The sequence below is a fragment of the Stutzerimonas sp. genome (assembly GCF_982611455.1).
The window spans coordinates 85,749-104,561 of the sequence record NZ_CEXBBO010000007.1 but is presented as its reverse complement, the minus strand read 5'-3'; the positions used below and the strand labels follow the sequence as shown (position 1 = coordinate 104,561).

Here is an 18,813-nt window from a genome sequence, read left to right as displayed (position 1 = left end):
TGGAGAACAAATGACCGCCATTGGCGATCACTCGATTCGCTACTACTTCGCCAGTTCGGCTTCTAGCGTCTGTTGCAGACGCGGGTCATCCGGGCCGACATCCGGCGCGAAACGCGCCACCACTTGGCCGTTGCGGCCGACGACGAACTTTTCAAAGTTCCAGAGCACCTCCGGGGCTGCGTTGGTCTCGATGCCATAACCGGCGAGACGCTCGCGCATGGGGCCTTCACCCGTAGCGTCTGGCTGGGCGCCGGTCAGTTCCGCATAAAGTGGATGACGATCCTCGCCAGTAACTGAAATCTTGGCGAAAAGCGGGAACTGCACGTTATAGGTCAGGGTGCAGAATTCCTTGATGTCCTGATCGGTGCCCGGCTCCTGTTCCTTGAAGTTGTTGGCTGGGAATGCCAACACCTCCAAGCCTTGTTCGCGCTTGTCTTCGTAGAGCTTTTCCAGTCCTTCGTACTGCGGCGTCAGCCCGCATTTGGACGCCACATTGACAACCAGCAATACCTTACCTTTATAGCGCTCCAGCGTAAGCGATTGGCCATCATTGGACTGCACCGGGATATCGAAGATTGAAGCCATGGATGTCCTCCTTCTGCTATGAAATGTCCAGCCTAGACGAAATTTACCGAAGTGAAGCAGCTTAACGATACAAATATGTGAAAAGTGATCATTTTATACAGCTGGCATTGTTTTACCCTCTGTTTGCCGGTTAGCCATCGAATTGCGCGCAGCCACAGGCAAAGGGTTTCGCTATGGATTATCTCTGGACAAAATACGTGAAAATGTTCAACTAATGGCCGGTTTCACCCCGACAACAAGACAGACAAGAAGGAGATTCGCATGCGTGCAGCCATCATTTCCGAGCGTAATGCCCTACCGATAGTCGGTGAGTTTCGCGAGCCCGAGCCGCAGCAGGGCGCCGTCATGATCGACGTCGACACCGCCGGCCTGGGCGGCTGGGACGTGCTCGGCGCTTATCGGCTCGGTGTCGAGTACCCCTGTGTGATTCGTGGCGAAGGTGTCGGTCGTGCCGAAGATGGCCGTCGAGTGTATTTCGGTGAGCGTTCGGTTCTGCCGTTCGGTGCCTGGGCCGAGCGCACACTGGTACCTGCCGCGGAAGTCTGGAACGTTCCTGACGATGTCGATGACAAGACCGCGATCAGCATGGGTATCGCTGGCACTGGCGCCCTCGTGCCGCTGGAAACGGCGCACATCCAGAAAGGCGAAAAAGTGCTCGTGCTCGGCGCTACCGGAACGCTTGGCCAAATCGCGCTGCAATTGGCCCGTGGGATGGGTGCCGGAAAGGTGGTGGGCGCGGCGCGTTCTGCCGAAGCACTGACGCGCTTGAAGTCGCGCGGCATCGCCGATGACGTGGTCACGCTGGGCAGTGCCGATGATGTAGCCGCGCTGAAGGAAGCAGCCGATGGCGGTTTCGATGTGGTGCTGGATCTGGTGTGCGGTCAACCCATGCTGAACGCCTTGAAGGCGACCAACTGGGGTGCACGGATCGTGACGGTGGGAACCGGGGCGGGACGCAAGCTTGATCTCGATATCGCCGATCTACTGTTCCGCTCGCTGTCGTGCATCGGCACGGGCCAGCGTCCGCCTGCCGACCGCGAGCAAATCTGGCTGCGTCTGCTGAAAATCGCGAAAGAGCAGCAGCTTCAGATCGACTACGCGGACTACACACTTGATCAGGCCGCCGAGGCCTGGGCTGCGCAGGTGTCTGGCCCTCACGCGAAAATCACGGCGAGCGTTCGCCGCTGAGCCAATGTACAGGCCGGCGCGCCTCGCGCTAGCCGGCCGAGCATCGTGGTTTGTGGATCGGCTTGATGGGTACGGCTATGACGGGGCGCCCAGCTCCACGGACTATGGCGGCGGCACTTGTGTACCAATCCGGCCCAATCCTGACCAGGCGGGCGCTGCCTGGCGGTCAGCTCGAAGCGGTGGAAAACTTAGGGAGCGACAATGGATATCCGCAGGATGAATAGAGCGGCAATACTCATGTTGTTTTTGATTATTGCCGTGCCGGCTCAAGCCGGGCGCATACAAGAAGAGCTGCAGACGACCCAGGAACTACGATCCCTGGCCTTTCTGACCTGCGCAAATGCGTTGGTGTATTTCAATCAGAACGGAAGCCCCTACGAGTTGCGTAACAAACAGGGCTATCAGCAACGGATGCTTCGCTTGCGAAGCCTGGCCAAAAGTCTGGGCGTTGCGGACGTTATAGATGAAGTGCAGCGCCTGCAAACACGCCTCGATGATACTGACGAGTTACCCCAAACCAGCGCGGCGCTACGCTCTACCGAACCCTCTTATTCACGTAGGCTGTTGCCTGTTATCGAGTCGCACGCACATCTGCAAGCCTTCCTGAATGCCCATTACGCCCAGCTGCAGGGTGACGAGCCTCTGGGTGAGCTTGGAAAACTACACGCCATCAGCCGCGCTATGGGCGAATTGCTGGTGAACTATCAGATCGCGTCGTTCAATCGTCTTGGCGCCGAAACATGGATACTGAGAGACGAGAAAACCGATCAACTCGATCACGAAGTGGTCGGTGCGTTCGAGCGTTTGTCGGCCGGCCATCCGGCATTTGCCGAGGCGCTTGAGCATGCGGCACGCGAGTACTCGTTCGTCCGCGGCGTGATCCTCAAACAGGACGGCAATTGGGCGCCCAACGGGGCTGAACGCTATATGCGGTCGACGATTACCGAAGTCGACCAAATCGCCAGAGGATTGCTCCAGTAACATTGCCTGCCGCTTCTGGTGTGTGATGCCCGGCGGCAAGCGGTTTCGCGTCTTTGTGCTTTTTGTCCGGCGTGGCGATCATCACTGCGGGGCATCGCGTGATTGCGAGCTGCGATGCCTTGGCCCGGCAGGTCAGTCGGCGGCAGGCCAGGTGCCGTTGTTCATCAGGCTATCGAATGCTTCTGTCATTTCGTTGGCCGAACTAGGGTAGTCATGACGCACCCACCAAAGCCATGTGCCAATCAGCGCGCCCACGAAGCTGCGCACCGCCACCTCTCCGCGCAATCCGCTGCACTCGTAGATGCCATGTTTGCGGTAGTGCTCGCGCACCAGAATCAGTAGCAAATTTTCCAGGTGAGCAAGAACGATCGCTTGTGAAGGACTGTTGAAGAATGAGGTGGTCAGGGCTGCATGCCGCTCGGTGGCGTTGAACAGCCATGCTGAAACATCGAGCACGATCCGTTTTTCCCCGGCGACATCGCAAACGCGGGTTTGCGGCAGGCCGATGGACTCATAACCGGCCACCAGCAAGTCTTCCTTGTCACGAAAGTGTGCATAAAACGTCGAGCGTGCTACCCCGGTATGGCTGAGCAGTTCCTGCACCGAGATGTCCCGAAAATCCTTTTCCAACGCCAATCGATACATCCCGTCCAGAAGCAGCTCTCGGGTTCGCTGTGTGCGTAACGCGTGGCGCTTGCTGGCCATGTCGGGCTTGGTCGGTCGTTCCGGCACAGCAGAGATGTGCTGCTTCATCCTTTACCTCTGCGAAGTGTGTTTGTCGGTCGTGGCGCCAGTACCTGTAAGCGTAGCTGGCATAAGCATGGAGACTGGCACGTGCGCTTCACCGCGGACAAGGCTTGTTCGATTGAGCGAGCGCAACAGTCGTCCCTGTGCGGCGAAATCGAACAGATCGGGAATTCTGTCCGTTGTGGATTCTTCAGTCGAAACCTACCTTTCTCTCATCCCCAAGCACCGGGGACTTGCAGATGGGCGTCGATCAAGCCGCTTCGGTTAGTTGTTGAGCGTTACCTGTTGAGCGGCTGAGGGCAGGGGTGCGGCCGGCTAATCGGCCAGCGAAGTGCTTGCATCGGCAACGCCCCAATCCGTGAAATAGAACGCATCAAGCAGATCGCGACATGCAATCCATTCAAACGACAGAAGAATAACAATGAGCCAATCCTACGATTACATCATTGTCGGTGCCGGTTCTGCCGGCTGCGTGATGGCCAACCGGCTATCCGCCGACCCGAGCGTTTCGGTACTGCTCATCGAAAGCGGCCCCGACCATACCAGTCCCTTGATCGCCATGCCGCGCGGGATCGGCAAATTGCTGATGGCCGGCAACCCGCATGTATGGGATTACCAGGCCTCGCGCGGTGAAGGCATGGCCACTGAATTGTGGCTCAAGGGTAAAGCCATCGGCGGCTCCAGTTCGGTCAACGGCATGGTCTACGTGCGCGGCGCGCCGGCAGATTACGATGGCTGGGAAGCGCAAGGTTGCTACGGCTGGGGTTGGGCGGACATTGGCCGACAGTTCGTCGCGCTGGAGGACCATCAGCTTGGCGCATCCCAGTGGCGTGGCGCTGGCGGGCCGCTCAAGGTCACCGTGCATCCATCGGGCGATCCGCTATGCGAGGCCATCATTAACGCCGCCGGCTCGATAGGCACTGCGCGGGTTGCCGACACCAATCATGTGGATTCAGTCAGCAACGGTGGCTTCGGTTACCAGCCGCAGACCACCTGGAACGGGCAACGCTTCAGCGCGGCCAAGGCATTTCTCGATCCGGTGCGGGATCGTCCGAACCTGACCGTGAGGACTGGCACTTGCGTGCAGCGCATCGAGTTCAGCCAGCGCCGCGCGGTTGCCGTGCATATAGCAGGGAAGGGCGGCGAACAGTCGTTTGGCGTGCGCCGGGAAGTGGTGTTGTGCGCGGGCGCCATCGAGTCGCCAAAGCTGTTGCAACTGTCTGGCATCGGGCCGACTGAATTGCTGAAGCAGCATGGCATTGCGCTCGTGCAGTACTCACCGGACGTAGGTCGCAACCTGCGTGAGCACGTGTATATGGCGGTGCAGTATCGGGTTACCAGCGGCAGCCTGAATCATTGTTTCGCAGGCTTCGGCCTGCTGCGTTCGGTGGCGCAATATTTCTTCAGCAAGAAAGGCCCAATGACCCACGCCGCCCACGAAGCGGGCGGTTTCGTGAAGACCCGGCCGGGTCTGGACCGCCCGGACGCGCAAATCGGCGTTAGCCTCTATTCCATGGATGGCGACGGCAAGACGGTGATGATCGACAAGCAACCCGGCCTGACCATTGGCGGCTATTTCATGCATCCCCAGAGCCAGGGCGAAATCACCATTCAGTCGGCCGATCCAGCCGTGCCGCCGAAAATCGTCGCCAACTACCTAACCGCCGAGGCCGATCGGGTCGCCGCCATCTCGCTACTGCGCTGGATTCGCCGTCTGGCTGCCGAGCCGGTGCTTAAACCCTTCATCGTTCAGGAGCTGACGCCGGGACCGCAGGTGCAAAGCGATGAGGAAATCCTTGCCGCGTTCCGCCGGTTCGGCCAGACCGCTTTTCATGTTTCCGGCACCTGTCGGATGGGCGCGGACAGCGATTCGGTGCTCGATCCCGAGCTGAGGGTGCGCGGGGTCGAGGGTGTCCGCGTCGTCGATACCTCGATCATGCCGAGCCTTGTCTCGGGCAACACCAATGCACCGGCGATGGTCATCGCCATGCGCGCCGCCGAAATCATCACTGGCGCCGCCGTCACTGGCATAACCAAAGGAGCTGTAGCGGCATGAGCATTCCATTTACGCAGCTGAACAAACTCTATATCGACGGCGCCTGGGTTTCGGCAAACGGTCCGACCGAAGCCGTGCTCAACCCCGCCACCGAGGAGGTGATCGGCCAAGCGCCGGTGGGCGATACCGCCAGTGCCGACGCCGCTATTGACGCCGCGCGACGTGGGTTTGACAGCGGCCCATGGCCGTGGCTGAGCATGGCCGAACGTGCCGGTTATATGCGCCGCATGCACAGTGCGCTGGTGGCGCGCCGGGTGGAAATCGCCGCGCTGATCATCGCCGAGGTCGGTTGCGCGCAAGGTGTTACCTATGCGATGCAGGTCGATATGCCGCTGGCTCATGTGCTCACAGCCATCGACCAGTCGCTGCACGACGCGACGCAGCAGATTCCCGTGGAAGCAACGCCCAATCCGTTCAACCCGGGCGGGCCGATGATCCTTGGCAGCGGCAGCATCGAGCGCGAACCGATCGGCGTGGTTTCAGGCATCACCGGCTATAACTTCCCGTTTCTGCTCAATCTGGCGAAGATCTTCCCGGCGCTGCTGGCGGGCAATACGCTGGTGCTCAAACCGTCGCCGTTCACGCCTTATTCGGCACTGCTGTTCGGTGAAATTGCCGAGCAGGCCGGTTTACCCAAGGGTGTGCTGAATATTGTCACGGGTGGTGTCGAGGTCGGCAGCCTGCTAAGCAGCGATCCGCGGGTGGATATGGTGTCGTTCACCGGCTCCGAAGCGGTGGGCGTGAGCATCATGTCCCAGGCTGCGCCGACGCTTAAGCGTGTGCACCTTGAACTGGGCGGTAAATCCGCCTTGATCGTGCGGCCCGATGCCGACCTCCAAGGCACCGCCCTGGGCGCCATAGCCGGTCTGACGGTCAATGCCGGGCAAGGCTGTGCCTTGCTTACGCGCTTTCTGGTGCACAACTCCATCCGGGAGCAGTTTGTGCAAATGGCCAAGGCGGTGGCCAGCCAGATGAAGATTGGCAACCCGGCCGACCCGAGCGTGGTGATGGGTCCGCTGATTCGTGAATCGCAGCGGGCCAAGGTCGAGCATTTCGTTGCCAGTGGCCGCGATTCGGGTGCCACGCTGGTATGCGGAGGCGGTCGCCCGCAGGGCTTGGACAAAGGCTTCTTCAGCGACATCACCCTGTTCGATGATGTGCGCAACGACATGACCATCGCCCAAGAGGAAATCTTCGGGCCGGTGGGCGTGGTCATCGGTTTCGATAACGATGAAGAGGCCATCGCCATCGCCAACGATTCGCGCTATGGCCTCAATGGCGCGGTCGCCACGGCCGACGCCGCGGTTGCCTACCAGATGGCTCGGCGCATCCGCGCGGGTAGCGTTTATATCAACGGGGGCGGCGGCAAGATGCCCTATGCGCCAATCGGCGGCTTCAAGCGGTCGGGCATCGGCCGCGAGTTCGGTCCGGACTGGCTGAAAGAGTTCACTCAGGAAAAATCCATCATTTATCCCATCGGGCGCTAAGCCGTTCGGCAACACATGGCGCCGTTCATGGCGCCATCCCGATCGGTTTTCGATAGCTCATTAACGGCCCCTTGTGGGCCGTTTTTTTTGCCCAGCAAACGGCTTTGCCCTCGCTGATCGTCCGTAGCGCTTGCAGGTAGGCGTGATGCGTTTCAGCGATATCGCTTTGCATTTGAGCGATAGCCGGTTTCGTTGTGCCGCCGCGAATCGTCCCGTCTACTGAAGCGGCTGCCCCTGGCTAGAGGGGCGCGCAGGTCAGCTGACAATAAAAACAATGGGCGCGACGGAGAATGTGATGTTCAAGACCACGTTAATTGCCAATTCGGCGCTGAGCCTGGCGGCGGTTCTCGTCTGGGTCAGTCAGGCGCAGGCGGCTCAATACGATCTCGGCAACCCCGACCTCTCGATGCGTTGGGACAACACCTTGCGCTACAACCTGGGTATTCGTGCCGAAAGTCGTGATGACGCATTGGCCAACAACGCCACTTATGACGAATCCGACTCCAAGTTCGACCGCGGCGATGTGGTGACCAATCGCGTCGACCTGATGAGCGAATTCGAGTTGGCCTACAAGCGCTACCACGGTTTTCGCATCAGCGGCGCAGCCTGGTATGACCAGGCGTATTCCGATACCGATGTCGAAACCGGTTCGGGCGCGGTGTACTACCCAGGCGCGTTTCCCGGTGCGAGCGTTCCGAGCTATCGCGGTGGGGAATATTCGAGCCATACCAAGCGTTATCACCATGGCCCCAGCGGCGAACTGCTGGATGCCTTCGCGTTTACCCGCTTCTACGTAGGTGACGCCCCCGTCAGCGTGCGGGCCGGTCGGCATACGGTGTACTGGGGCAACGGACTCCTAATCGCGGGACATGCGTTGTCGTATTCCCAGGCACCGCTGGATGGCCGCAAGGCGCTCGCCAATCCGGGCACCGAAACACGGGAAATCTTCCTGCCGCTGGCTCAGGTTTCGGCCCAGGCACAGGTCACCGACCGACTATCCGTCGCTGGCCAATATTTCTTCGAGTGGGACAGTACCCGGGCGCCGGAAGGCGGGACCTATCTGGCCTCGGCCGATGTCGCCCTCGAAGGCCCGAATCAATTGCCGGTTGCACCGGGTTTCGCGCGTCCCATCGTCGATCCGCTGGAACCCGACGACAGCGGCAACTGGGGCGTAATGGCCAGTTACGGGCTGGACTTCATGCATTCCGAGGTCAGCGCCTACTACCGTGAATTCGATGACTACACGCCGTGGGGCCTACAGGTCGGGCCGGATTTCGCCCGCTATGTGTACGCCGAAAACACCAAGCTTTACGGTCTGGGCTGGTCGATGGGGCCGGTGCTGGGCGGCGCTTCGGTAGGTATCGATCTTTCCTACCGCAAGGATGCACCCTTGATATCCAGTGGCATCAGCTTGGCGGACAACCAGGGCGCGCGTGGCGACACCCTGCATATGGTGGTTAACGGGTTGTGGTTGTTGCCGCGCACGGACTATTTCGACACCGGCACGTTGATCGCCGAAATGGCTTACAGCCATCTGGACAAGGTCACCCATAACGAGAGTCTGTTCCGCGGCGAAGGCTACGGCGGCTGCGCAACGGGGCAGGACAAGGAATGGGGTTGCGCCACGCGCAACTATGTCGGCGCGGCGCTCAGCTTCACGCCGCAGTGGCTGGGTGTGTTCCCCGGCTGGAACCTGTCTATGCCCATGAGCGTGGATTACGGCATCTCCGGCAACGCCGCGACAGGTGGCGGCAACGAAGGCCGCTACACCTACAAGGTCGGCGTGAAGGCGCTGTTCGACGAGCGCTACGACTTCACCCTGGCTTACATCGGCTATGGCAGCCAGCGCAACTACGACGATATCGCCGGCGTCGGCAAGACCGTCGTCGGCGGCAGCGGCGACATCGGCCTGTCCGACCGTAACTGGCTATCGCTCACATTCAGCACGGCATTCTGAGTAGATCACCACGCGTCGGCCTGCATGCAGGCCCGCCGCGAATCTGCGCGCTTTTCCGGCATTGCCGAGACTTTGCTCGACGAGCAGGCGCGCTTTCCAGGCGATGACAAAAACAACGATGACTGGAGGTATACATGTTCTTCAACCGATCTGTGACCGGGTTGCTGGCCGCCATGAGCGCAGCGTCAGCATTCGCAGCGCCTTATACGCCCGCTGACCTTGGCAATGAGCTGACCCGATTCGGTGCGATAGCCGCAGGCAACGAAGCGGGCACCATCCCGCCCTATGACGGCGGCCTAAAAGTACCGGCGGGCCTGAAGCCCGGCGACGGTCAATGGCCGAATCCGTTCGAAGGCGAGACGCCGCGGGTGCGTATAACGGCGGCCAACGCCGATGAATACGCCGAGCAGCTTTCATCGGGGCAGATGAAACTGCTCAAGCAGTACCCCGACACCTATTACATGGATATCTACCCGACGCATCGCACCGCGGCATTTCCAGAGGCGTTTCTGGCGGCCACCGAGCGCAATGCCAAAAGTTCGGAGTGCAAGACCATCAACGATGGCCTTTCGATCACCGAAGACTGTCGGGGTGGCTTGCCTTTTCCGCTGCCCGAAAGCGGTGAGCAGGTGATGTGGAACTACATCCTCAACTATCAGGGGGTCAACGGTTGGGATTGGAACCACAGCGCCTATGTCGTCAACCAGGGCCACGCCACGCTGACTAACACCAATCAATCCACCGGTGAAAAACCGTATTACCAGATTGGCGTGGACGGTCGTGACCCGGCGATGGCGCAGCGCATATGGTCGCGCGTCGTTGCGCCAGCCCGTACCGCCGGGCAGGCATCGGGGTACTGGGATTACCTCGATCCGGTGAAAAGTTCGCGCTACGCCTGGAGCTACACCACCGGCCAGCGCCGAGTCCGTCAGGCGCCCGAATTCAATTACGACACGCCCAACTCGGCCTTTGGCGGCGTGGCGTTCTATGACGAGATTTTCCTGTTCTCGGGAAAGATGGATCGCTTCGACTGGAAGCTGGTCGGCAAGAAGGAAATGTTCATTCCCTACAGCAATTACAAGTTGAAGTGGGGCTGCGACATGGATACCAAACTAATGCCCAACCACATCAATCCTGACTGCGAGCGCTGGGAGCTGCACCGCGTCTGGGTGGTCGAGGCAACCCGCAAGGAGGGCGTTCGCCACGCGCAGAGCAAACGCCGCTACTACATCGACGAGGACACCTTTGGCGCAGCGGTTTACGACGCCTGGGACGACAGCGGCGAAATGTTCCGGGCCGGCGCCCAATACAACATCCAGGCCTACGGCATTCCCAACAATCCTCAGCAGGACGCCTATTCGCTGTACGACTTCACCCGGAGCCAATACGGCATGTTCGGCAACGGCCCGACGCGCTATCGCGACAAACCGATCGCCGAGCGCGAAGCCAATCCACAAACCATAGCCGGCGGCCAGACGCGCTGAGCACAGCGCGGGGCGAGTGCCGTGGCCGTCGCTGAAAGCGGGGCAGGCGATCGCTGCCGCCGCTGGCGTCACGGGTGGCCTAGATGAATAAAGAAGAGGGACGTTGGTGATGAGCAATCGACTGGAAAACAAAGTGGCGCTGATTACCGGCGCAGGCAGCGGCATCGGCCGCGCATGCGCTCAGATGTTCGCGAAGCAGGGCGCTCAGGTCGTGGTGACCGACCTCTACGCCGACGCGGCCGAGCGCGTCGCCGAAGACATCTCCCAGGCGGGGGGCAAGGCGATAGGGATGAAGGTCGATGTGGGCCGCGAGGAGGATCTGGCCCAGATGGTCGAGGCGGCGATGAAAACCTTCGGCCGTCTCGACGTGCTGTTCAATAACGCCGTGAACAAGAACCCCGACACCGCAAGAGACGTGGACTTCCTCAATTTCAACGAGGATCTGTTCCACGACAACATGCGCGTCAACGTATTGGGCGGCGTGCTCGCCTGCAAACACGCGCTGCCGCATATGCTCGAGCAGGGGCAGGGCTCGATCATCTTCACCTCGTCCACCAGCTCGATTGCCGGTGAAGTTGCCCAGTTCAGCTATGGCGCTTCGAAAGCCGCAGTGAACTGGTACGTGCAAACGCTGGCGGCAACCTTCGGTAAGCGCGGCGTGCGCTGCAACGCAATCCTGCCGGGCGTGATTCGCACCGCCGCCCTCGATGGCTGGGCCAACGACAAGATGGTGCAGGGCTTTGTGGATATCCAGAACGTGCCTCGCCTCGGCCTGCCCGAAGACATCGGCGCGATGGCCGTTTACCTCGCCTCGGACGAATCGAGCTACGTCAACGGCGCGCTCATGCGAGTCGATGGCGGCATGAGCTGTACCACGCCGATGGTGCCGGTGGTACGCGCCTATCTCTGAGCGTCACCCGTCCTCCGGCGGGAGACGTCATCACCTTTCCTGGGAAGCAAACATGGGCATACGACAAGAAACGTTTATCCGCGAATTCCTCGACGCCTGGGGCGACGGCACGGCCGAATCGCGCCCGCAGCTCGACAGGATCATTTCGATGATGGCCGAGGACGCCGTCTGGCAACTGTGGGTGCCGGGCGGGCCCGTCATTCGAGGGCGCGAGGCGCTCAGGCACGAGATTGAGCGGCAGATGAGCTACGTCACCCACAACAAATGCACGATCCGCCAGATCGTGTCTTCGGATGACGTGGTCATGACCGAGCGCGACGACTATGCCGTGTCCAGCGGCAAACCGATGCCGCATTCGATGGTGGCCGTCTATGAACTCGACGAGCAGGGCCTGATCAAGGCCTGGCGCGAATATCTCGATACTGCGGATCTGGCCAAGAAGCTCGGTGTATCGGTCGCCGACGTCGGCGGGCCGAGCCTTCAAGCGGCTGAGCGCTGAGCCCCATTGTTTAGGAGTTTGGAATGGATACGGCAGTAAAAGAACAACAAAGCGCCACTGCAACCGACGAAGGCAAATTGATGGCATTCGTCGAGCAGCTCACGGGTGGGCGGGTCACGAACATGCAGCGGCTGGTTCGCTGGCGTCCGGCGTGGAATCTCGAAGTCGATATCAATGGCCAGACGCAGCGCCTGCACCTGCGAGGCGAACGCGGCGGCGACGTCAGCCCCTTTCCCGACCTGCGCCGCGAAGCCGAGATACTCATGTTGCTTGGCCAGCAGGGCATTCCCGTGCCACGGATTCACGGGTTCTGCGAAGACCCTCCGGCCATCGTCATGGAGCTGGTGCGCGGGACGCGCGATCTTTCCGCTGCTCGCAGCGACGAAGAACGGCGCGATCTGGCTCGCCAGTACGTGCGGGCCATGGCCGCCATGCATCAGTTGCCTGTCGAGCCCTTCGTGGCGCAGGGCATCGACCGGCCCGAGGGCGCCGAGGCGATCTCGCTGGCGGGGTTGGAGGCGTACTACCCGCTCTACGAACGCAACAAGACCCGACCGCAACCCTTGGTTGAATTCGCTCTCCGCTGGCTGCGCCGCAACGTACCCATGCACCGCACCGAGGCGCGGTTCGTGCAATACGACTCGGGCCAGTACCTGTTCGAGAACGGACAGTTGAACGCGCTCTATGACTTCGAGTTCGCGATGATCGGTGACCCGTTGGCCGACCTCGCCTCGGCGCGTATGCGCGACAACTATGAGCCGCTGGGCGACACCTTCAGCGACCTCTACGCCTATTACCAGGAAGTCATTGGCGAGCAGCCGGACCCGGACGTGGTGCGCTTTCATACCGCGCTGTTTTCCACGGTCAGTGCCATGCAGTTTTCCTGCACCGTGGCCACGCCGCAGCCAGGCGATCCACACGATACCTACACCGAGTTCGACATCGCCTTGCGTCGTGTAGTGGTGCATGCGCTGGCCGAGGCGATGGGCGTTCCCCTGGAAACGCCGGCACTGGACATCGCCACGCAAGGGCCGAACACGGCATTGCTGATGATGCTCGAGGATGCCGTCGCGCAGGTGAAGGTGAGTGATGAGTTTCAGCAATCCAAGCTCAAGTCGGTGAGCAAGCTGGTCGAGTATCTCGTCAAGGGAGACGCCATGACGTTGCGATTACAGGCATTGGAACAGGCGGACGCCGAAGCGCTACTGGGCCGCACATTCGGCCATTACAGCGAGATCGACGCGGCATTGGAGGACTTCGTGCGCAGCGCCGGCCCGGAATATGACGAGCCCTTGTTGAAACTGTTCATGAAACAGATCGAGCGGCGCGTGCTGGTGTTCGGCGGCACCGCGATTGGTGGCTCGGCGAGCCATATCGATCTGCCGCCGATCGAGCCCCGCTGAACCGGCCAATCATTGCCGTAGCCAAGCCACCCGTTCAGTTAGAAAGGAAGTTGTTCCATGTCCGAGCAAGACACTCACGCCTTCACGAAAAAATATGGCCCTTGGGCCGTCATCGCAGGTGCTTCCCACGGCGTTGGTGCCGCGCTAGCCGACCAGGTGGCTGCAAAGGGCCTGCACTGCGTGCTGGTTGCCCGGCGCGAAGATGCCCTGGTCGATTTGAAGAAACAGCTTGTCGACCGTTATGGCGTCGAGGTACTGGTCGTCACACTTGACCTGACGTTGGACGATGCCGCCGACCGGCTGGTGGCAGCGGTAACGGACCGGGAAGTAGGGCTGCTGATCTATAACGCCGGGGGCGATCCATACATCACCCGCTTCCTCGACACGCCGGTTGAAGACTGGTGCAAATTGCTGCACCTCAATACCCGGACGATCATGCACTGCTGCCATGCGTTCGGTGGCCGAATGGTTGCGCGTGGCGCCGGTGGGGTCTTGCTGGTTGGCTCCCAGGCTGCGCTGGGTGGCGTGCGCAAGCTGGCTATGTACGCGGCCACCAAGTCTTTTGCCATGACGCTGGGCGAAGGACTCTGGGCTGAATGGAAGGGGCAGGGCGTCGATGTGCTGAGCCTGCTGATCGGCACGGTCGATACGCCAACCCTGCGCGACGCGATGGTCAGGCAAGGAATCGCCGGCGCCCTGACCATGCAACTGGCCAAGGCCGAGGACATCGCTGCGATCGCGCTACGCGAGTTACCCAACGGGCCGACGCTTATTCATCCTGACGATCTGGCCGAGTCCCCCGCCGGGTCGCATTCGGGGCAGGCGCGGCGTGAACACGTACAGCGGATCAGCGCAGAGTCTGCGCTCTTTATCGGTGATTGAAACCGTGGAGCGAGGGCGGCCAGTCGAGTATGCAGCGATGGGTTAGCACCCATCAGATATGGGGCGGCGCAGTGCCGAGCTCGGCGGTAAATGCAGTGGGTTTTTCCATACACCAGGCAGAGTCCGAAACATGAACGATTTCAATAATACGGAGTTCAAACGAGGCTGGCGGATTCTCATCCTTGCAATCGTCGGGGTAGCCACCAGCTCGAGTTCGCTGCTGCTGTACAGCTTCAGCTCGATGGTGATTCCGCTCGAAGAGGCGATGGGCTGGCCGCGCGCCGACCTCCAGGCTTCGATCACCGCGCTTTCGCTGGGGACCATCATTGCCGCGCAATTGGCCGGCTGGCTGAACCTGCGTTACGGTTTGCGGCTGGTCACGCTGATCTCCCTGGTGACGCTGGCGCTCAGTATGTTCGCCTTGTCGCGTGCTTCGGGATCGATCTGGATGCTCTATCTGGGGTTTTTCCTGGTTCCGCTGGCCGGTTTGGGGACCCTGCAGGTGACCTGGTCGCATCTGGTCAATCTCTGGTTCGAGGAGAACCGAGGCTTTGCCCTGGCGATCATCCTGAGCGGCTCCGGGCTGGCGGCGATCATGCTGCCGCTCATCACGACCTGGGCGATCTCGCGCTGGGACTGGCGGGCGGGTTTCATTGCGCTGGGTGCGTTGCCGGTGCTGCTGGCGTTGCCGCTGGCGCTGCGCTGGTTGTTGCCGGTGGCCAAGGGCTACGCGTCACACTCGATGCAGAGCAGCGCCGAGCGAAGCCATCCGGGAATGCTGCTGCGTGATGCGCTGCGTTCGTGGCGCTTCTGGATCTGCAATCTTTCGATGACGCTGGTGGTGTCCTGCGTGGTTGGCATGGTGACCAACATCATTCCTCTTTTGCGGGACAAGGGGATCGCGGCGGAGCAGGCAAGCCATATCTTCAGCACCTTCGGGATATCGCTGATCCTCGGTCGCCTGGTGGTGGGTTACCTGATCGATCGATTGTGGGCACCGGGCACCGGGCGTCGCGGCTGTGGCCTTGCTGATGCCCGCCTTGGCCTGCCTGGTGTTTCTCTATGCCGATGCCAGCATCTGGTTGTTCGTTCTTGCAACCTTGCTTGTGGGCATTGGCGCGGGTGCCGAATTCGATATCGCCGCGTTCCTGATCGCACGCTATTTCGGTATGCGCGACTACGGCCGCCTGTTCGGCGTACATCTGGGACTGATCACTGCTGGGGCCGCTGCCGCGCCTTTGCTGTTCGGCGCCCTGTATAGCGCTAGCGGCAGCTATACCGGCCTGCTGGCGTTCTGCTTCATCTGTTTTACCCTGGGTCCATTGTTGCTGCTTGGATTAGGCGGTTACCCGGTGTTCGAACGCGAGGCTGCGACTGCGCCGGTTTAGCTGACCTCACGTTCATCGGGCCAAGCCTTGCGATGGACTGGTGAGCGCTGTCGACGAAACTCCTCGGGCGTCCAGCCGACGGCTTTCCGGAATGCTGCGGAAAAGGCGGCGGCGCTATGGAAACCGGTCATGTAGGCGATCTGCTTGATCAACAGGGAAGGGTCGCCGAGCAGCCTCATTGCCCGGTTGACCCGCGCTTCGGCCGAGTACTGGCGCAGGGTTTTGCCAGTGGTATTCTTGAAATAAACTGACAGTTTTCTTTCCGGCAAGGCACACAGATCGGCTAGCTTGCGCAGCGAAATATCGTTCACATCGGCCTCCAGGGCTTCCCTCAAGTGCAGCAGTTGTTGGCGACTCAGCTTGCCTGGCTCGTCGTCATCGCGCTGTTCGCCAAGAAATTCTCTTCGCAGTTCCAGCGCGATTCCGGTCATCAGGCATTCAATATGAAGTTCGCTGGCAAACCCTGGCGCTGCAACCTCTTCGCCAAGCCTGCGCAGCGAGGCCTGCAGATAGTTGCTTTGGAGGTTCAACATGGCGTCCGTGATGCAGTGTTCCCAGTCCCAGCGGTAAGCCGCGAGCGGCGCGATGGCAGCGGGGTCGAACAGGCAGATCACCGCTTTTTGCTGACAAGCCCTATGCTTGAAATGAAAGTCGCTTCCCGGCGGGATGAAGATGGCCTGGCCAAGCGGCCGGCAGCTTCCCTGCATGCCCGAGAGGGTGCCACGATTTGACAGCGGCGCATGTTCGGGGGATTCGGCCAGCAGTAGCCTGATCAGACAGTGATCACTCAAGTGTATCAGTGCGGCTCCCGAGCTGGACCAATGTGCGTGCTCGACGCGGACTTCGAAACCTGTGTTGGACAGGCCGGCTTCGGTTGAAAAATTGCCTGCATGGGGGGACTCGTATTCGCGATATTCGATGACATTCATGTCGCTTCCTTCAGCCGTTCTTATTGTTGGTGCTGAGCTTTCCTGCCGCTGACTGGCACGTCGTGCAGGTTTACGAAATGAGGACCGTTTTCGAGTGTAGTTTTCAGGTCAAGCTTGGTGATTCATATCGTTCAGATCCGGATTTGGATTTCCAATGACCAAGGCGCGAGCAAATTGCTGCGCCAGCTGCGCTGGCGGCAACTGCTGGCCAGCTTCTCAGACGGCGGGGCTTTTACACAGATCAATATCGAGTTCTCGTTTGTCCCGCAGTCAAAGCTGACCGATGGACAAGGGTGCAGGCTCGGCCTACTTTTCCATACCGCAATGGCTGAAGCCTGCCCCGACCCGATTTTTAGCTGGTAACAGACAACGGAGAGAACCGTGCCCAACACGATTGAGAACAACAAGGCGCTGGTGCGTCGATATGTACAGGCAGTTATCGACGGCGACATGGATACCTTCGAGGCTTTGCAGCATCCAGACGTCAAATGGTGGACGTTGACCCGAGGGGACATGAGCCGCGAAGCGTTCAATACCGCGGTACGGAGCGGCCTGCTAAGTGCCGATAAGCGCTCCGTCGTAATTACCGGATTGACCGCTGAAGGTGATCGCGTCGCCTATGAAGCGCAGGGTGAAATGGTGTTTGCCGACCGTGTCTATCGCAACAGCTACCACAACCTGCTGGTGATCCGCGACGGCCTGATCGTCGAAGGCCGCGAATACATGGATACCAGAGCCTCCACCGAGGCGCGCCTTGCATAGCAGGCCATTCTTACAACTATGAATCGAAGGCAGCTGAATGGCGATCTGCCTTGCAATGCCTCGCCCGGCCTGGCGCCATTTGGCGCAGTAATGCGGTTTGCGACGCAAAGGCAACAGACCCTAGCTCACCGCGCGAACGCCAGTTTCGAAAGTGCGGCCCTCCTTAGTCATCCCATTAGTTGCCGGCTCGGTTAATGCGCCATCTGCAACAGTGGATACCGCCACTTCGCTAGGTGTCGTGGGAAGAGTGGGGTAACGCCCCAACGTCAAAAGCAGCAGCGCACCGATACCAAAACTGACCATGCAGAACATCAGCATCGCGTGGTAGGAGCCGGTTGCCTCGAACAGCGCGCCGAAGAACGCCGGAGCCATGGTGCTGCCGATCGCACCAAAGCTCATCTGGAAGGCGAAAATCCGGCTGTAGTCGCGCAGCCCGAAATAGCGCGCGATCAGATACGACGCAATATCCATCTCGGCGCCGGCGCCCAGCCCGGCGAAGACACAGGCGAGCACCAACAGGGGAACATGCGCGCCAACCGTGCTGAACAACAGGCAGCCGACGCCGGGAAGCAGCAAGACGAAAAAGGCCACCCCAGGCGCCCACACCCGGTCGATCAGATAGCCGATGAACAGCCGTCCGAAAATCAGCGATACGCCGAACGCACCGAACACCTTGGCCGCCTCGGTTGCTGAAAGGCCGCTGTCCTGCATCATCGGCACAGCGTTGATGATCATGCCCATGATCGCGAGGAACAACGCGCAGTTGATGACCCAGAAGCGCCGCGAGTGCAACGCCTGGCGAAGCGAGAAGCCCGTTAGTCCGACGTCCGGCTGCGCAGGGAGAGATGATCGTTGTGTCGCCTGTTCCACGGCCCCTCGGGTGCTCAACCAGCGCAACGAAAGCGGCAAGGTCACCAGCAATGGCAACAGCGCCAAGCCCCAGAACCAGGCGCGCCAATCCCAGCGGATGATTGCCCAGCTCAGCAACGAGGGCAGCACCAGGGCGGCCAGGCCCGTGCCACACAGGATGATCGCCAGCGCCAGGCCGCGGTTCTTGTCGAACCAGAGGCAGGTCAGCTGCGTCCAGGTCACGTGTAGCGTGCCCACCCCGGCAAACGCCAGCAGACCAAAGCCCAGATTCAATTGCCACAAGTGGCCGGTGTTGAGGGCCATGGCGAAGTACGCGAGCGGCAGCGCGATCAGCGAGCAAAGGGTCACGCGACGCGGCCCGTAGCGTTTGTTCAGCCAGCCGGCAACCTGAAAGGCGATGATGGAACTGCCGTACTGAAAGGCCGCCGCCGTCTGGATTTCGCCTCGCGACCAACCAAAGGCCTCCTGCAACGGCAGCACCAGCGTGCCGAACGCATAGATGGGCGCGACGGCGACCGAAGTGGCGATGCCCAGCAGCGCCAGAAGCAGCACCCGCCATCCCTGGCGGAACTCTGTCCAGTCGATAGCCAGAGAGGTGTGGGGCTTAGCGGCGGAAACGGCCATGTGGCGTCCTCTTATTGTTGTCATGGCGATACCCTCAGCCCGGCTTTCAAGCGCCCGGCGG

Annotated in this window: 16 protein-coding genes and 1 pseudogene; 13 read left to right on the top strand and 4 right to left on the bottom strand. The window is 60.6% G+C overall.

Translation table 11 applies throughout. The annotated features are described in order from the left end of the window. Window positions 1-42 precede the first annotated feature (42 nt). Window positions 43-585 (bottom strand): glutathione peroxidase, encoded by a 543-nt coding sequence (locus AC2LD7_RS06645; protein ID WP_417780086.1) that lies wholly within the window; start codon window positions 583-585, stop codon window positions 43-45. A gap of 261 nt (window positions 586-846) precedes the next feature. On the opposite strand from AC2LD7_RS06645, the gene AC2LD7_RS06640 reads away from it, so the two are divergent. Beyond that, entirely contained in the window at window positions 847-1,773 is a 927-nt protein-coding gene (locus AC2LD7_RS06640) for a quinone oxidoreductase family protein (RefSeq protein WP_021208026.1), read from the top strand. A gap of 237 nt (window positions 1,774-2,010) precedes the next feature. Then, on the top strand, window positions 2,011-2,754 hold the full coding sequence (locus tag AC2LD7_RS06635; protein ID WP_417780087.1) for a hypothetical protein: 744 nt from the start codon (window positions 2,011-2,013) through the stop codon (window positions 2,752-2,754). A gap of 132 nt (window positions 2,755-2,886) precedes the next feature. On the opposite strand, the gene AC2LD7_RS06630 is transcribed toward AC2LD7_RS06635, so the two are convergent. Further along, the gene (locus tag AC2LD7_RS06630; protein ID WP_313304818.1) at window positions 2,887-3,507 is read right to left on the bottom strand and encodes a TetR/AcrR family transcriptional regulator; all 621 of its coding nucleotides are present in this window, start codon (window positions 3,505-3,507) and stop codon (window positions 2,887-2,889) included. A gap of 415 nt (window positions 3,508-3,922) precedes the next feature. Here AC2LD7_RS06630 and AC2LD7_RS06625 point away from each other — a divergent pair, with 415 nt between their 5' ends. The 9 genes and pseudogenes from AC2LD7_RS06625 to AC2LD7_RS06585 all read left to right on the top strand — a co-directional run bounded on the left by AC2LD7_RS06625 (window position 3,923) and on the right by AC2LD7_RS06585 (window position 15,567). Beyond that, window positions 3,923-5,557 (top strand): GMC family oxidoreductase, encoded by a 1,635-nt coding sequence (locus tag AC2LD7_RS06625; protein ID WP_484596988.1) that lies wholly within the window; start codon window positions 3,923-3,925, stop codon window positions 5,555-5,557. Further along, window positions 5,554-7,044, top strand: coding sequence for an aldehyde dehydrogenase family protein (locus tag AC2LD7_RS06620; RefSeq protein ID WP_417780089.1), 1,491 nt, complete (start codon window positions 5,554-5,556; stop codon window positions 7,042-7,044). Before AC2LD7_RS06625 ends, AC2LD7_RS06620 begins: the two co-directional genes overlap by 4 nt. Before the next feature lie 295 nt (window positions 7,045-7,339). Then, window positions 7,340-9,001 carry a DUF1302 domain-containing protein gene (locus AC2LD7_RS06615; RefSeq protein ID WP_313304812.1) on the top strand — a complete coding sequence of 554 codons (1,662 nt, stop codon included), beginning with the start codon at window positions 7,340-7,342 and terminating at the stop codon, window positions 8,999-9,001. Window positions 9,002-9,135: 134 nt separating this feature from the next. Continuing rightward, entirely contained in the window at window positions 9,136-10,485 is a 1,350-nt protein-coding gene (locus tag AC2LD7_RS06610) for a DUF1329 domain-containing protein (protein ID WP_417780090.1), read from the top strand. Window positions 10,486-10,594: 109 nt separating this feature from the next. Continuing rightward, on the top strand, window positions 10,595-11,395 hold the full coding sequence (locus AC2LD7_RS06605; protein ID WP_417780091.1) for an SDR family NAD(P)-dependent oxidoreductase: 801 nt from the start codon (window positions 10,595-10,597) through the stop codon (window positions 11,393-11,395). A 52-nt stretch (window positions 11,396-11,447) separates the two neighbouring features. Next, complete coding sequence (locus AC2LD7_RS06600) at window positions 11,448-11,894, top strand: nuclear transport factor 2 family protein (RefSeq protein WP_417780092.1); 447 nt, start codon at window positions 11,448-11,450, stop codon at window positions 11,892-11,894. A gap of 23 nt (window positions 11,895-11,917) precedes the next feature. Then, on the top strand, window positions 11,918-13,297 hold the full coding sequence (locus AC2LD7_RS06595; RefSeq protein ID WP_417780093.1) for a phosphotransferase family protein: 1,380 nt from the start codon (window positions 11,918-11,920) through the stop codon (window positions 13,295-13,297). Between the two features lie 57 nt (window positions 13,298-13,354). Next, entirely contained in the window at window positions 13,355-14,179 is an 825-nt protein-coding gene (locus tag AC2LD7_RS06590; protein ID WP_417780094.1) for an SDR family NAD(P)-dependent oxidoreductase, read from the top strand. A gap of 130 nt (window positions 14,180-14,309) precedes the next feature. After that, window positions 14,310-15,567: pseudogene (locus AC2LD7_RS06585) on the top strand (MFS transporter). Here AC2LD7_RS06585 and AC2LD7_RS06580 read toward each other — a convergent pair. Then, window positions 15,564-16,496 carry a helix-turn-helix domain-containing protein gene (locus tag AC2LD7_RS06580; RefSeq protein WP_417780096.1) on the bottom strand — a complete coding sequence of 311 codons (933 nt, stop codon included), beginning with the start codon at window positions 16,494-16,496 and terminating at the stop codon, window positions 15,564-15,566. The pseudogene AC2LD7_RS06585 and the gene AC2LD7_RS06580 overlap by 4 nt on opposite strands. A 117-nt stretch (window positions 16,497-16,613) precedes the next feature. Between AC2LD7_RS06580 and AC2LD7_RS06575 the strand changes: the two genes are divergently transcribed. Both AC2LD7_RS06575 and AC2LD7_RS06570 read left to right on the top strand, forming a co-directional pair. Beyond that, complete coding sequence (locus AC2LD7_RS06575; RefSeq protein ID WP_255962080.1) at window positions 16,614-16,859, top strand: hypothetical protein; 246 nt, start codon at window positions 16,614-16,616, stop codon at window positions 16,857-16,859. An 18-nt stretch (window positions 16,860-16,877) separates the two neighbouring features. Further along, entirely contained in the window at window positions 16,878-17,258 is a 381-nt protein-coding gene (locus AC2LD7_RS06570) for a nuclear transport factor 2 family protein (RefSeq protein WP_417780097.1), read from the top strand. Between the two features lie 120 nt (window positions 17,259-17,378). Here the strand turns inward: AC2LD7_RS06570 and AC2LD7_RS06565 are convergent, their stop codons facing one another. Next, window positions 17,379-18,752, bottom strand: coding sequence for an MFS transporter (locus tag AC2LD7_RS06565; RefSeq protein WP_484596987.1), 1,374 nt, complete (start codon window positions 18,750-18,752; stop codon window positions 17,379-17,381). Window positions 18,753-18,813 lie beyond the last annotated feature (61 nt).